Origin of the sequence: Pseudomonas sp. RIT623 (genome assembly GCF_004519305.1) — a bacterium.
Taxonomy (GTDB): Bacteria; Pseudomonadota; Gammaproteobacteria; order Pseudomonadales; family Pseudomonadaceae; genus Aquipseudomonas.
The window spans coordinates 1-14517 of sequence record NZ_SOZA01000004.1; the positions used below are offsets into that span (position 1 = coordinate 1).

Here is a 14517-nt window from a genome sequence, read left to right on the forward strand (position 1 = left end):
CTCAAGGAGTTTCGCGTTCCGTTGTCGCTGGAAGTGGGGCGCATTATAAGGGGATCTGGAAGCGCGTCAACCTTTAATTTCAATATTTTCAAATAATTAGCGAAAGGGCCGCCAGGGGCCCGCCACAAGCCTTGCAGCGCCTAGCAGATCGAGCGCCGCGCGGGCGGCGCTCGATCTCATAGGCGCTGAATGCCTAACGGCGGACACCCCTCACCACAAACACAACCTCCAGACGGACACCTCTCAACACCAAAACCCTCTCCCGACAGGCACCTCTTAACCCCAACACCTCTATATAGACAACCACCCCCAAAAACAAAGCGGGGAGGCCTACCGGCCTCCCCGCTTCTATATAGCTACACCACCAGCCAATCACTCAGCCTTGAGGCTGACCCGGCCAAACGCCTTCTTGCCCGCCTGGCACACATGGGTCGCACCCAGCCCAAACATGAAGTCACGATCCACCACCGCACCATCAACCTTCACCGCCCCCGCGCTCAGCAGATCCCGCGCCTGCGCCGAGTTCTTCACCAGGCCAGCCCGGTTCAACACCGCAGCGATCGGCAGGTCTTCAGCCGCAGCGACCTCAATCTCCGGCAGGTCCTCCGGCAGCTCGCCTTCCTTCATACGATTGCCCGCGGCACGGTGCGCATTGACCGCCGCTTCTTCACCATGGAAGCGCGCGACGATCTCCTCGGCCAGCTTGATCTTGATATCCCGTGGGTTGGCGCCCTTCTCGACATCCGCACGGAACTGCTCGATCTCTTCCATGGAGCGGAAGCTCAGCAATTCGAAGTAGCGCCACATCAGCGTATCCGGAATCGATACCAGCTTGCCGTACATCACCCCTGGCGCTTCCTGGATGCCGACATAATTGCCCAGCGACTTGGACATCTTCTTCACACCATCCAAGCCCTCGAGCAGGGGCATGGTGACGATGTTCTGCGCCTCCTGGCCGTAGGAGCGCTGCAACTCACGCCCCATCAGCAGGTTGAACTTCTGGTCGGTACCGCCCAGCTCGACATCGGCCTTGAGCGCCACGGAGTCATAGCCCTGCACCAGCGGATAAAGGAACTCATGGATCGCGATCGGCTGGTTGCTGCTGTAACGCTTATCGAAGTCGTCACGCTCGAGCATGCGCGCAACCGTGTACTGCGACGCCAGACGAATGAAATCAGCCGGGGTCAGCTGGTCCATCCAGGTGGAGTTGAACGCGACCTCGGTCTTGGCCGGGTCGAGAATCTTGAACACCTGCTGCTTGTAGGTCTCGGCGTTGTCCAGCACCTGCTCACGGGTCAGCGGCGGACGGGTGGCACTTTTGCCGCTCGGGTCGCCGATCATGCCGGTGAAGTCACCAATCAGGAAAATGACCTGGTGGCCCAGCTCCTGGAACTGGCGCAGCTTGTTGATCAGCACCGTGTGCCCCAGGTGCAGGTCAGGCGCGGTTGGATCGAAGCCCGCTTTAATGCGCAGCGGTTGGCCGCGCTTGAGCTTCTCCACCAGTTCCGACTCGACCAATACCTCTTCCGCACCGCGCTTGATAAGCGCCAGCTGCTCTTCAACCGACTTCATAGACAGACCCGCAAGGCTCAGATTCAAGGGGAGCCAACCATACAAGATCGGCCATCAAATACAAGTTTCGCAAAGGAATGTGACCCGAACGGCGTGCCGCGGCGTCTACGCGCCCTTGCGCGAAAATGGATTTGGTTATATTTTATACAGTTATTTCATCTTCATCATGTCATTCATCTTTTCCATTTCATTTTTCATTCACTTTTCAAAGTCACCTTACCTATGACCAACGAACCGCCTAAAGCGCCCCCGCTTTATCCGAAAAGCCATCTGTTGGCCGCCAGCGGCATCGCCGCCCTTCTCAGCCTGGCCTTGCTGGTCTTTCCTTCCAGCGAAGTCGAAGCCAAGAAAACCACCCTCAGTCTCGAGCTGGAAAGCCCGGCCGAACAGCTGAAGGACGAGTCCCGCGCCGCGCCGCTGGTGCAGGCCGAGCAGAACAGCGACTCGCCCTTCGCCCAGATCGAAGGCGAACAGGCCACTACCGCCGAGACCAAGGCCGCGCCCGCCGCCGTCGCCAAGCAAGAGGAAAAGGCCCCCGGCCACCGCGAAGTAGTCGTGGCCCGTGGCGATACCCTTTCCACCCTGTTCAACAAGGTCGGCCTACCGGCCAACGTGGTGCATGACCTGCTGGCGAGCAACAAGCAGGCCAAGCAGTTCAGCCAGCTCAAGCATGGCCAGGTGCTGCAGTTCGAACTGGACAAGGACGGCCAGTTGACCAGCCTGCACAGCAAGGTCAGCAACCTCGAGACCATCCGCCTGACCCGTACCGACAAGGGCTTCAGCTTCGCTCGCGAGATCAGCAAGCCCGTGGTGCGCACTGCCTACGCCCATGGCGTAATCAAAAGCTCGCTGTCGGCCTCGGCCCAGCGCGCCGGCCTGTCCCACAGCATGACCATGGACATGGCGCGCATCCTCGGTTACGACATCGACTTCGCCCAGGACATCCGCCCCGGCGACGAATTCGACGTGGTCTACGAGCAGAAAATGATGGATGGCAAGGTGGTCGGCACCGGCAACATCCTCTCCGCCCGCTTCACCAACCGCGGCAAGACCTACACCGCCGTGCGCTACACCAACAAGCAGGGCAACACCAACTACTACACCGCCGACGGCAATAGCCTGCGCAAGGCGTTCATCCGTACCCCGGTGGACTTCGCCCGCATCAGTTCGCGCTTCTCGGCCGGACGCAAGCACCCGATCCTGAACAAGATCCGCGCCCACAAGGGCGTCGACTATGCCGCCCCGCGCGGCACGCCGATCAAGGCCGCCGGCGATGGCCGCATCGAGCTGGCCGGTCGTCGCGGTGGCTACGGCAACACCGTGATCATCGCCCACGGCAATTCCTACAAGACGCTATACGGCCACATGCAGGGCTTTGCCAAGGGCATCAAGACCGGCAGCTCGGTGAAACAGGGCCAGATCATCGGCTATATCGGCACCACCGGCCTGTCCACCGGCCCACACCTGCACTACGAGTTCCAGGTCAACGGCGTGCACGTCGACCCGCTTAGCCAGAAGGTGCCGATGGCCGACCCGATCGCCAAGGCCGAGCGCCAGCGCTTCAACCAGCAGAGCCAGCCCCTGATCGCCCGCATGGATCAGGAAAAAGCCACCCTGCTCGCCGCCAACAAGCGCTGAGCCCATGGCTCTCTATCTGGGTGTGATGTCCGGGACCAGCCTCGATGGCCTGGACATCGCCTTGATCGAACAACACGAGCAGCCCCGGCTGCTCGCCACCCACTACATTCCCATGCCCGTCGACTTGCGCCAGGATCTGCTCGGGCTTTGCGCCAGCGGCCCAGACGAGATAGCCCGGGCGGCATTGGCGGAGAACCGCTGGGCCACCCTGGCCGCTCAGGGCGTCAATCACCTATTGGCCACCCGAGGCTTGGGGCCCGATGCGATTCATGCCATCGGCAGCCATGGCCAGACGGTTCGCCATGAACCAGCCCGCGGCTTCACCGTGCAGATCGGCAACCCGGCGTTGTTGGCCGAGCTCACCGGAATCTGCGTGGTGGGCGACTTTCGTCGCCGCGACGTGGCAGCTGGTGGCCAGGGCGCCCCCTTGGTACCAGCGTTTCACGAAGCGCTGTTCGGCCAGCTCGGCCAGCGCCTGGCGGTCCTCAACGTCGGCGGCTTCAGCAACCTGAGCCTGATCGAGCGCGACCAGCCGGTGCACGGTTTCGACTGCGGCCCGGGGAACGTGCTGCTGGATGCCTGGATCGAACGTAAGCAGGGCCAGGCTTTCGACGCCAACGGCGCCTGGGCGGCCAGCGGTAACGTCCGCCCAGACCTGCTGAGCGCCTTGTTGAGCGATCCATTCTTCGCCGGCAGTGGCCCGAAGAGCACCGGCCGCGAGGTATTCAACCTGCCCTGGCTGGATGCGCATCTGGCGCGCCTGCAGGCCTACCCGGACCAAGATGTCCAGGCAACTCTGCTGGAACTGACGGCAAGCAGCATCATTGACTCGTTGCGCCAGGCACAGGACCGCACCGAAGCCCTGCTGGTCTGTGGTGGCGGTGCGCGTAACGGTGCATTGATGGCGCGCCTGGCCGCGCTGCTGCCAAGCGTCAAGGTCGCCAGCACCGCCGCACATGGCGTGGACCCCGACTGGGTCGAAGCCATGGCCTTCGCCTGGCTCGCCCACTGCTGCCTCGAAGGCATTCCCGCCAACCGCCCCAGCGTCACCGCCGCCAAGGGCCTGCGCATTCTCGGCGCGATCTACCCCGCCTGAGCCCTCACCCGCAGAATGCAAAACGCCGCGCAATAGCGCGGCGTTTTGCATTACAGCCAGCCGATCAGATCGAGAACGACGAACCGCAACCGCAGGTGGTGGTGGCGTTTGGGTTCTTGATCACGAAGCGCGAACCTTCCAGGCCTTCCTGGTAGTCCACTTCGGCGCCAGCCAGGTATTGGTAGCTCATCGGATCGACCACCAGCGCCACGCCTTCGCGCTCGACGATGGTGTCGTCGTCGGCGACGTCTTCATCGAAGGTGAAACCGTACTGGAAGCCCGAGCAACCGCCGCCGGTCACGAAGACGCGCAGCTTCAGGCGATCATTGCCCTCTTCGCTGACCAGGGTCTTGACCTTGTGCGCGGCCCCGGGGGTGAACTCCAAAGCCGTGGGGGTGAAGGTTTCGACGCTCATGTTGATTCTCCCGGCGCAATGCCGCCATAAAACTCGATGGGGCGTATTATCCGCTTGTCCGAGAAAATCGGTCAACAATACGAAAGCTGCAAGTGACAAGCTACAAGCTGCAAGCCAATCGCAACACGATCACTTGCAGCTTGGGCCTTGCAGCTCAGCGCCGCTCTTAAGGCAGCAGACCGGCGTGGGACAGGCCCATGCGCTCGTCGAGGCCGAACAGGATGTTGAGGTTCTGCACCGCCTGGCCCGACGCGCCCTTGACCAGGTTGTCGATCACCGACAGCACCACCACCAGGTCACCGCCTTGAGGCCGGTGCACGGCGATACGGCAAACGTTGGCACCGCGCACGCTGCGGGTTTCCGGGTGGCTACCGGCCGGCATCACGTCGACGAACGGTTCATTGCCATAGCGCTTCTCGAACAACGCCTGCAGGTCGACCGAGGTATCGGCGACCGTCGCGTACAGGGTGGCATGAATGCCACGGATCATCGGCGTCAGGTGCGGCACGAAGGTCAGGCCAATTTCCTTGCCCGCCGCCTGGCGCAGGCCCTGGCTGATTTCTGGCAGATGCCGATGACCCTTGACGGCGTAGGCCTTCATGCTCTCCCCGGCTTCGCAGAACAGCGAACCGACCGCAGCGCCACGCCCGGCGCCGCTGACGCCCGACTTGCAGTCGGCGATCAGCCGCGATGGGTCGGCCAAACCGGCCTCCAGTAGCGGCAGCAAACCCAACTGGGTGGCGGTCGGGTAGCAGCCGGGCACGGCGATCAGGCGCGCCTGGCGGATCTTCTCGCGGTTCACTTCCGGCAGGCCGTAGACCGCATCCTTGAGTAGCTCAGGCGCGCCGTGGGGCTGGCCGTACCACTTGCCCCATTCGTTGGCGTCCTGCAGGCGGAAGTCCGCCGACAGGTCGATGACCTTGGTGCCAGCGGCCAGCAGTTCACCGGCCAGGGCATGAGCCACGCCATGGGGGGTGGCGAAGAACACCACGTCGCAAGCGGCGAGGGCCTTGCTGTCCGGCACACTGAAGGCCAGGCCGTCGTAGTGGCCACGCAGGTTCGGGTACATGTCGGCAACCGCCACGCCCGCCTCGGAGCGCGAAGTGATCACCGCCACCTCGGCCTGTGGGTGCTGCGCCAGCAGACGCAGCAGTTCGACACCGGTGTACCCTGTGCCGCCGACGATACCGACCTTGATCATGACACTTGCCCCTTATCAACCAGTCCACTGGAAAGCGCACGATAATAGGGGCGCCGAGCGCCTGTAACAACTCTTCGGATGACCCTTCGGGCCCTTGGCCTCTACTATCTGACGACCGTGAAAACCTGAAGGAACCCTCCATGCTCTATCTATGGATCAAGGCGCTGCACATCGTCAGCGTGGTCTGCTGGTTCGCCGGCCTGTTCTACCTGCCACGCCTGTTCGTCTACCACGCCCAGAGCCAGGACAGCATCAGCCTCGAACGCTTCATCACCATGGAGCGCAAGCTGTATCGCGGCATCATGAACCCAGCAATGATCGCCACCTATGTGTTCGGCGGCTGGATGCTGTATCTCAACCCGGGCTGGCTGAGCCAAGGCTGGCTGCATGCCAAGCTGACCCTGGTCGCCGTGCTTACCGTTTACCATCACATGTGCGGCGCCCAGCGCAAACGCTTCGCCGCTGGCACCAATACCCGCAGCCATGTCTACTATCGCTGGTTCAACGAAGCCCCGGTGCTGATTTTGCTGGGTATCGCAATTTTGGTGGTGGTCAAGCCGTTCTAAGGGTAACCCGTCATTTACAAGGAGTTTCACCATGTCCCTGCCCGCGTCGCTACAACATCTGCGCTTGCCCCTGGTGGCCGCGCCGATGTTCCTGATCTCCAACCCCGCACTGGTCCTGGCCTGCTGCGCCAATGGCGTGGTCGGGAGTTTCCCGGCCCTCAACCAGCGCGACAGCGCGGGCTTCAAGGCCTGGCTCGAAGAGATCGAGGCAGGGCTGGCGAAACTGGACCAACCAGCGCCCTACGCCGTGAACCTGATCGTGCATGCGAGCAACCCCCGCCTGCAGGCCGACCTGGCCTTGTGCGTCGAGCACCGGGTACCGATCGTCATCACCAGCCTGGGCGCGGTGAAGGAAGTGGTCGATGCCGTGCACGGCTATGGTGGCCTGGTGTTCCATGACGTGACTACCCGCCGACACGCCGAGAAGGCCGCCGAAGCTGGAGTAGACGGCCTAATCGCCGTGGCGGCGGGCGCAGGCGGCCATGCCGGCAGCTGGAGCCCGCTGGCGCTGCTGGCCGAGATCCGTCAGTTCTTCGACAAGACCGTGCTGCTGTCGGGCTGCCTCAACCACGGCCATGAGCTGCTGGCCGCCCAGGTACTGGGTGCCGACCTCGGCTACATGGGCACGCGCCTGATCGCCACCCGCGAAAGCCAGGCCCAGGACGCGTACAAACAGATGATCCTAGGCGCCAAAGCCGCCGATGTGGTACTGACCCCGGCAGTCTCTGGCATCCCCGCCAGCTTCCTGCGCCAGAGCCTGGAACAGGCCGGCTACGACCAGGCGACGCTCAAGGGCAACCACGAGGCCGGCAAGCTCAAGCCGATCGGCGACGAGGCCAAGGCCTGGAAGACCATCTGGTCGGCGGGACAGGGGGTTGGTGAGATCAACGACCTGCCCAGCATCGCCGAGCTGGTCGAGCGCCTGAGCGGCGAGTATCGCGCGGCGCTGGAGCGTACCCAGCAGCTGCGCAGCAACGTCTTGTAGCAAAGCGGCCAGGCTGTACACTAGGCGCCCCTCACGCCCCAGGAGCCTTGCATGACCCGTTACGCCTTGATCACCGGTGCTTCCAGCGGCCTGGGCCTGGCCCTGGCGGAAGCTCTGGCACGGCGCGGGCGCAACTTGATCCTGGTGGCGCGCCAGCGCGAGACGCTGGAGCCGGTGGCCATCGAACTGACCCAGCGCTTCGGCGTCGAGGTGCTGTTCCGGGCCTGCGACCTCAGCCAGCCCCTACGCCTGTCAGGCTTCGTCCTGGAACTGGAGGAAGGTGAGCGGCGCATCGACCTGCTGGTCAACTGCGCCGGGCAGCGTACGTATGGGCCGTTCCTGGCCCATGAGTGGGCCGACGAGCAGGACCTGCTGGAAGTCAACATCCTGGCCCTGAGCCGGCTGTGCCACGCCATCGGCAACCTGATGGCAATCCAGGGGGGTGGGCAGATCCTCAATATCGCCGGCCTGGCGGGTGTCGCTCCCGGGCCGTGGATGGCCGCCTATGCCGCCAGCAAGGCCTATGTACTGAGTTTTTCCGAGGCACTGCGTGAAGAGCTGCGCCGTACCGGCATCAAAGTCTCAGTGTTGTGTCCGGGCCCGGTACGCTCCTCGAAACGCCCCATTCCCCGTCTTGACGCCAGCAGCCCCAGCCCCGAGGAGATCGCCCTGTACACCGTGCGCGCCCTGGACAAGAACCGCGCGCTGATCCTGCCTGGGCGCCGCAACCGCTGGCTGGCCTTCGCCCCACGCCTGCTGCCGCGCTGGCTGACACGCAAGCTCGCCGGGAGGATCCACCGCCGCTATTGCCCCGCCGGCCTGGAATAAGCACTGGGCGAGCGCCCCTTGCCTCAGTACACTCGGGCCCATACTCACCATGGAGCACGTGCTGTGGACGATTTATTCCTCAAAATCATCAACCGGGAAATCCCGGCGGATATCATCTACGAAGACGAGCAGATCCTCGCGTTCAAGGATATCGCCCCCGCGGCGCCGGTTCATTTTCTGGTCATCCCCAAGAAGCACATCCGCACCCTCAACGACCTGACCGAAGAGGACAAGGCCCTGGCCGGGCACATCCTGTTCACCGCCCAGCGCCTGGCTGTCGAGCAAGGCTGCGAGGAAGGCTTCCGTGTGGTCATGAACTGCAACCCGAAAGGCGGCCAGACCGTCTACCACATCCATATGCACGTGCTTGGCCAGCGCCAGATGAACTGGCCGCCGGGCTGACCCAAGGCAAGCTCCACCCGGACGATTGAGGTAGACTGTCGGGCATCACTTCAGCGGAGGTGCCCGATGGCTACCGAACGTCACTACTCGCCGCTCGACCGCTTGTTGCTGCAGGCCGATACCGCCATGCGCACCTTGCTGCCCTTCAGCGGCCAACCCGCCCGCCCTTCACCGGCCATCGTCCAGCCGGACGCCGAACTCGACGAGCAACAGGCCCGCCATGTTGCCGGCCTGATGCGTATCAACCATACCGGCGAAGTTTGCGCCCAGGCGCTGTACCAGGGCCAGGCCCTGACCGCCAAGCTGCCCCAGGTGCGCAAGGCCATGGAGCACGCGGCGGAAGAAGAAATCGACCACCTGGCCTGGTGCGAACAACGCATCCGCCAGCTCAATAGCCACCCCAGCGTGCTCAATCCGCTGTTCTATGGCATGTCGTTCGGCATCGGCGCCCTCGCCGGCCTGGTCAGCGACAAGGTCAGCCTGGGCTTTGTCGCAGCCACCGAACACCAGGTGTGCAAGCATCTGGACGAACACCTGGAACAAATCCCTGAAAGCGACGGCAAGTCCCGGGCGATTCTCGAACAGATGCGCGTCGACGAAGAGCATCATGCCGAGTCAGCCCTTGAAGCCGGCGGTTATCGCTTCCCGGCACCGGTGCGCTTTGGCATGAGCCTGCTGGCCAAGGTCATGACCAAGAGCACCTACCGCATCTGAGGAACACCGGATGGATCGCTTCGACGCCAAGGACCTGGCACGCGCCGTAAGCGCAGGTATTCTGCAGCCCGGCCAGGACCAAGCCCTGCTGGACTTCCTGCGCCGCCAGCCCCAGGCTGGCGGCAGCTTCCAGCTGGCCCATGTCGCCTTCTACTTCGGCGCCTTGCTGATCATGGGCGCCATGGGCTGGTTGCTCACCGAAGCCTGGATGACCCTTGGCGACGGCGCGCTGCTGGCCATCGCCATGGTCTATATCGGCGGCATCACCCTGTTCGCCCTGTCGATGCAACGCCGCGGCCAACCCATCGCTGCCGGGGTGCTGGGCGCCGTGGCGGTGAGCATCGTGCCGCTGGCGGTGTTCGCCATCGAGCGATTGGCCGGCTGGTGGCCGCTGGATGATGCACAGGGTGACTATCACCACTACTACACCTACGTGCAGGGCGGTTGGCTGGCGATGGAAGCGGCGACGGTACTGGCCGGCCTGCTGATGCTGCGGTTGATTCCCTTCCCGTTCATCGTCATGCCGATTGCCGTGGCACTCTGGTTCATGTCCATGGACCTGAGCGAATGGTTCTACGGCGATGTGTTCAGTTGGGAGCAACGCCGCACGGTGTCGCTGTGGTTCGGCCTTGGCCTGCTGCTGGTATTCGTCGTGATCGACGGGCGCACCGAGCGGGACTATGCCTTCTGGGGCTATCTCGCCGGACTGACGGCGTTCTGGGGCGGGCTGACCTTGCTCGACAGCGCCAGCGAGTGGGGCAAGTTCCTGTACTGCCTGATCAACCTGGGGCTGATGGGCCTGGCGGTGCTACTGCGCCGACCGCTGTTCATGGTGTTCGGGGCGATGGGGGTGGCGGCTTACCTCGGCTACCTGTCGTACGAAGTGTTCGCCGACTCGCTGTTGTTCCCCGTCGTGTTGACCCTGATCGGCCTGGGCGTGATCGTGCTGGGGGTGCAGTACCAGAAGCGCCGCGAGCGGCTCAGCGAGTCACTGCAGGCAAAGCTGCCACAGTGGCTACAGGCAGCGTTGCCGGCATTGCGTCGCGGATAGACGCCATCACCGGGCAAGCCCGCGCCCACGACTGTCCGTGCAGCAGGCAGCGTGGGCGCAGGCTTGCCCCGCGTTCGTCTCAACCCAGTTCGACAATCTCGTAGCCGTGGCTGATTTCCACGCCGGCACGCTCGAGCATGATTGACGCCGAGCAGTACTTCTCGGCCGACAGCTCTACCGCGCGCTTGACCTGCGCCTCTTTCAGCCCGCGCCCTTTGACCACGAAGTTCATGTGGATCTTGGTGAACACCTTCGGGTCTTCACTGGCACGCTCGGCCTCGAGGAAGGCTTCGCAGCTTTCCACCGCCTGGCGCGATTTCTTCAGGATGCTCACCACATCGAAACTGCTGCAGCCGCCCAGGCCCAGCAGCAGCATTTCCATCGGACGCACACCGAGGTTGCGGCCTCCGGCTTCGGGCGGGCCGTCCATGACCACGACATGGCCGCTCCCCGACTCGCCGAGGAACATCGCTTCACCGGCCCACTGGATGCGTGCCTTCATCTATCCGGACTCCAAATGCGTAAAAGGGTGTCAGCTTAGACCTTGCGGCGCCGTCGGAAAAGCTCAAGCCGTGGCGCTTTTGTGCCGATGCAGGGTGAAGTGTCTGATAAGCTGGCGCCAAACGACTGGCGCCAACCGCCAGACGATCTATAAAAAGCCAATGCGTAGCATCGAACAGGATTTCGTGATGGTCTCCTCAGCCCTGCCACCCAAGATCAAGAACATCGACAAGTTGCTGGCCCACTGCCAACGCCGCCGCTATGCCGCCAAAAGCAGCATCATCTGCGCCGGTGATAGGGCCGAGACGCTGTCGTTCATCGTCAAGGGCTCGGTGACCATCCTGATCGAGGACGACGACGGTCACGAAATGATCATCGCCTACCTCAACAGCGGTGATTTCTTTGGCGAACTGGGCCTGTTCGAGCCAGCCGGCCAGGAGCAGCAACGCAGCGCCTGGGTACGGGCCAAGAGCGAATGCGAGGTGGCCGAGATCAGCTACGACAAGTTTCGCGAGCTGGCCCGCCAGGATCCGGAGATCCTCTATGCCCTTGGCAGCCAAATGGCCCAGCGCCTGCGCAACACCACACGCAAGGTCGGCGATCTGGCGTTCTTCGACGTCACCGGCCGCGTCGCCCGCTGCCTGCTCGACCTGTGCAAGCAACCCGATGCCATGACCCACCCCGATGGCATGCAGATCAAAATCACCCGCCAGGAAATCGGTCGTATCGTCGGTTGTTCACGGGAGATGGTCGGCCGCGTCCTCAAGGACCTCGAGGAGCGTAGCCTGGTGCAGGTCAAAGGCAAGACCATGGTGGTCTACGGCACCCGTTAATCCTGCGGCAGCCCCGCAAGTACCTGCTCATACGCCTGGCTCAGGCGCTCGAACCAGGGCACGGCCGGAGCCACTTCGTGCAAGGCGATATGGCTGTCGGCCCGGCAGCGCTGCTCGAGATCACAACACTCGTTGAACCGGTTGACCGCGGCGACCATCGCTTCGCGCTCGTTGTCCAGCAACAGCGCGCCATGCACCAGCACCACCGGGCGCTTGCCACCCAGGCCCTGGCGCCAGCGCTGGGCGGTGCCGACCAGCTTGCGACCGTTGAGGTTAACGTTGTAACGGCCGTCGCAGAAAGCCCCGTCGATCTCGCCCACCGACGCCACTCCACCCCATTCGCGCAGCACTTCGCACAGCGGCAGGCACAGTCGCTCGTAGGCGTTCTCGATGCGGCCATGGTCGCCTTCGCTGCGCGGCGCGGCGTAGACCAATGCCACGTTCACGGTTGCATGGGATTGCGGCACAGGCTCGCCACCGGTTTCGCGCAGCAACACCGGCCAACCGGCAATCGCCAGCTCCGCGCAGGCGGCCTCGAAGTTGTCCAGCCGGCTCATGCGTCGGGGCATGACCAGGGCATGGTCGGTCGGGCGCCAGAACAGCACGCCGGATTCGCGCTCGCCGCGGCACACGGCGGCCAGCAGGTCCTGTTCGGCGTGCAGGCCCTGCTCGACAGTGAGGGCCAGGGGTTGATCGGTCATTGATCCACCTTTGATGTGATGTTCATCGGACTCATCACGGGGCAAGCCCGCTCCCACGCTGGGACGGTGCCGCAATGAGGCCCTCGAATACGAAAAAGCCGGCAAAAACGCCGGCTTTCGGTTCGATCAGTCCAGTTGCTGAACGGTCTTCTTCACTTGCTCGGGGAAGAACAACCGCTGCAGCTCCAGCCCCGGCTGCTCTGCGCGCATGAACGCCTCGCCGACCAGGAAGGAGTAAACCTCGTTGATTTCCATCAGCTCGACATCGGCTCGGTTGAGGATGCCGCTTTCGGTAATCGCCAGACGGTCACGCGGGATGCGCGGCAGCAGGTCGAGGGTGGTCTCCAGGCTGACCTCGAAGGTATGCAGGTTGCGGTTGTTGACCCCGACCAGCGGTGTGTCGAGGGTCTTCAGCGCACGCTCCAGTTCATCGCCGTCATGCACTTCGACCAGCACATCGAGGCCGACATCCTTGGCCGTGGCCGCCAGCTCGGCCATTTTCACGTCGTCCAGCGCTGACACGATCAACAGCACGCAGTCGGCACCCAGGGCGCGGGCTTCGACGATCTGATAAGGATCGACCATGAAGTCCTTGCGGATCACCGGCAGCGAAACGGCGGCACGCGCCTGCTGCAGGTAGATGTCAGCGCCCTGGAAGTAGTCCACGTCGGTCAGCACCGACAGGCAGGTCGCGCCACCCTTCTCGTAGCTGACGGCAATTTCCGCCGGCACGAAGTTTTCGCGGATCACGCCCTTGCTCGGCGAAGCCTTCTTGATTTCAGCGATGACCGCCGGCTGCTTGCGCCTGGCCTGCTCGATCAGGGCATTGGCAAAGCCACGCGGGGCATCGGCCGCCTTGGCCAGGCGCTCGAGCTCACCCAGGCTGACCCGCGCGCTGCGCTCGGCCACTTCCTGGAACTTGCGGGCGATGATCCTTTCCAGCACCGTCGGTACACTCATGCTTCGTTCTCCACCTTGAATACCGCGGTAAAGGCGCCCAGTTCCTGGAGCTTTTCCCAGGCCAAGCCGGTGTGCAGGACATCGTGAGCCAGCTCGACACCCTGGGCCAGGGTCATCGCGTGATCAGCGGCATACAGCGCCGCGCCAGCGTTGAGCACGATCATCTCGGCGGCCTTCTGGCCGTTCTCGGTCTTGCGCCGGCCCAGCGCGTCGCGGATCAATTCCAACGACGCCTGCGGCCCTTCGACTGCCAGGCCGTGCAAGCTCTGGCTCTTCATGCCGAGGTCTTCGGGTTCGACCCAATACTCGGTGATCTGGTCGTTCTTCAGCTCGGCGACGAAGGTCGGCGCGGCCAGACTGAACTCATCCAGGCCATCCTTGGAGTGCACCACCAGCACATGCTTGCTGCCCATGCGCTGCAGCACTTCGGCCAATGGGCGGCACAGGGCCTGGGTGAACACCCCGACCACCTGGTGTTTCACGCCGGCCGGATTCGTAAGCGGGCCCAGCATGTTGAACAGGGTACGCAGCCCCAGGTCGCGACGCGGGCCGGCGGCGTGCTTCATGGCACTATGGTGGGTCTGGGCGAACATGAAGCCGATGCCCAGGCTGTCGATGCAGCGGGCCACCTGCACCGGGGTCAGGTTCAGGTAGATACCGGCGGCTTCCAGCAGATCAGCGCTGCCGCTCTTGCCGGACACCGCGCGGTTGCCGTGCTTGGCCACGGTGCCACCGGCTGCCGCGATGACGAACGCCGAGGCGGTGGACACGTTGAAGATATTGGCGCCGTCGCCACCGGTGCCGACGATGTCGACCACGCTGTCGAGGGTCTTGAGCTCGACCTTGGCGGCCAGCTCACGCATCACCGACACCGCGCCGACGATCTCGTCGATGCTCTCGCTCTTCATGCGCATGCCCATGAGGAAGGCGCCGATCTGCGCCTCGCTGCACTGGCCGGTCATGATCTGGCGCATGACATCGCGCATTTCCTCGGTGGACAGGTCCAGGTGGCCGACAATGCGGCTCAAAGCGGTCTTGATTTCCATGATCGGTC

General features: G+C 63.6%; 16 protein-coding genes. 9 read left to right on the plus strand and 7 right to left on the minus strand.

From position 1 onward, the window contains the following. Positions 1-372 precede the first annotated feature (372 nt). Positions 373-1572: a tyrosine--tRNA ligase gene (gene tyrS / locus E3U47_RS04285; RefSeq protein WP_134689773.1), complete on the minus strand. Its 1200-nt coding sequence runs from the start codon at positions 1570-1572 to the stop codon at positions 373-375. A 222-nt stretch (positions 1573-1794) separates the two neighbouring features. On the opposite strand from tyrS, the gene E3U47_RS04295 reads away from it, so the two are divergent. Together E3U47_RS04295 and E3U47_RS04300 are read left to right on the plus strand one after the other, a co-directional pair. Beyond that, positions 1795-3210 carry a peptidoglycan DD-metalloendopeptidase family protein gene (locus E3U47_RS04295; RefSeq protein ID WP_134689774.1) on the plus strand — a complete coding sequence of 472 codons (1416 nt, stop codon included), beginning with the start codon at positions 1795-1797 and terminating at the stop codon, positions 3208-3210. Positions 3211-3214: 4 nt separating this feature from the next. Then, positions 3215-4306: an anhydro-N-acetylmuramic acid kinase gene (locus tag E3U47_RS04300; protein WP_134689775.1), complete on the plus strand. Its 1092-nt coding sequence runs from the start codon at positions 3215-3217 to the stop codon at positions 4304-4306. A gap of 64 nt (positions 4307-4370) precedes the next feature. Here E3U47_RS04300 and erpA read toward each other — a convergent pair whose 3' ends face one another. Both erpA and argC read right to left on the minus strand, forming a co-directional pair. Beyond that, positions 4371-4721 (minus strand): iron-sulfur cluster insertion protein ErpA, encoded by a 351-nt coding sequence (gene erpA / locus E3U47_RS04305; protein ID WP_134689776.1) that lies wholly within the window; start codon positions 4719-4721, stop codon positions 4371-4373. Positions 4722-4887: 166 nt separating this feature from the next. Further along, positions 4888-5922: an N-acetyl-gamma-glutamyl-phosphate reductase gene (argC, locus tag E3U47_RS04310; RefSeq protein ID WP_134689777.1), complete on the minus strand. Its 1035-nt coding sequence runs from the start codon at positions 5920-5922 to the stop codon at positions 4888-4890. Between the two features lie 140 nt (positions 5923-6062). Between argC and hemJ the strand changes: the two genes are divergently transcribed. From hemJ to E3U47_RS04340, 6 genes are all read left to right on the plus strand, one after another. Next, complete coding sequence (hemJ, locus tag E3U47_RS04315) at positions 6063-6488, plus strand: protoporphyrinogen oxidase HemJ (RefSeq protein WP_134689778.1); 426 nt, start codon at positions 6063-6065, stop codon at positions 6486-6488. A 31-nt stretch (positions 6489-6519) separates the two neighbouring features. Further along, the gene (locus tag E3U47_RS04320) at positions 6520-7473 is read left to right on the plus strand and encodes a nitronate monooxygenase family protein (protein WP_134689779.1); all 954 of its coding nucleotides are present in this window, start codon (positions 6520-6522) and stop codon (positions 7471-7473) included. A gap of 51 nt (positions 7474-7524) precedes the next feature. After that, positions 7525-8301: an SDR family oxidoreductase gene (locus E3U47_RS04325; RefSeq protein ID WP_134689780.1), complete on the plus strand. Its 777-nt coding sequence runs from the start codon at positions 7525-7527 to the stop codon at positions 8299-8301. A gap of 63 nt (positions 8302-8364) precedes the next feature. Further along, positions 8365-8703: a histidine triad nucleotide-binding protein gene (locus E3U47_RS04330; protein WP_134689781.1), complete on the plus strand. Its 339-nt coding sequence runs from the start codon at positions 8365-8367 to the stop codon at positions 8701-8703. 66 nt (positions 8704-8769) lie between these two features. After that, entirely contained in the window at positions 8770-9417 is a 648-nt protein-coding gene (coq7, locus tag E3U47_RS04335) for a 2-polyprenyl-3-methyl-6-methoxy-1,4-benzoquinone monooxygenase (protein ID WP_134689782.1), read from the plus strand. Positions 9418-9427: 10 nt separating this feature from the next. Then, positions 9428-10468: a DUF2157 domain-containing protein gene (locus E3U47_RS04340; RefSeq protein WP_134689783.1), complete on the plus strand. Its 1041-nt coding sequence runs from the start codon at positions 9428-9430 to the stop codon at positions 10466-10468. Positions 10469-10547: 79 nt separating this feature from the next. Here the strand turns inward: E3U47_RS04340 and E3U47_RS04345 are convergent, their stop codons facing one another. Continuing rightward, positions 10548-10970: an OsmC family protein gene (locus E3U47_RS04345; RefSeq protein WP_134689784.1), complete on the minus strand. Its 423-nt coding sequence runs from the start codon at positions 10968-10970 to the stop codon at positions 10548-10550. 187 nt (positions 10971-11157) lie between these two features. Here E3U47_RS04345 and crp point away from each other — a divergent pair, with 187 nt between their 5' ends. Continuing rightward, complete coding sequence (gene crp / locus E3U47_RS04350) at positions 11158-11802, plus strand: cAMP-activated global transcriptional regulator CRP (RefSeq protein ID WP_134689785.1); 645 nt, start codon at positions 11158-11160, stop codon at positions 11800-11802. Here crp and E3U47_RS04355 read toward each other — a convergent pair. The 3 genes from E3U47_RS04355 to trpD form a co-directional block, all read right to left on the minus strand. Next, positions 11799-12503 carry a lipoate--protein ligase family protein gene (locus tag E3U47_RS04355; RefSeq protein WP_134689786.1) on the minus strand — a complete coding sequence of 235 codons (705 nt, stop codon included), beginning with the start codon at positions 12501-12503 and terminating at the stop codon, positions 11799-11801. The two genes, crp and E3U47_RS04355, sit on opposite strands and share 4 nt — an antisense overlap. Positions 12504-12629: 126 nt before the next feature. Next, complete coding sequence (gene trpC / locus E3U47_RS04360) at positions 12630-13463, minus strand: indole-3-glycerol phosphate synthase TrpC (RefSeq protein WP_046857362.1); 834 nt, start codon at positions 13461-13463, stop codon at positions 12630-12632. Beyond that, positions 13460-14509 (minus strand): anthranilate phosphoribosyltransferase, encoded by a 1050-nt coding sequence (gene trpD, locus E3U47_RS04365; RefSeq protein WP_134689787.1) that lies wholly within the window; start codon positions 14507-14509, stop codon positions 13460-13462. The genes trpC and trpD overlap by 4 nt, the downstream gene beginning before the upstream one ends. Positions 14510-14517: the final 8 nt, after the last annotated feature.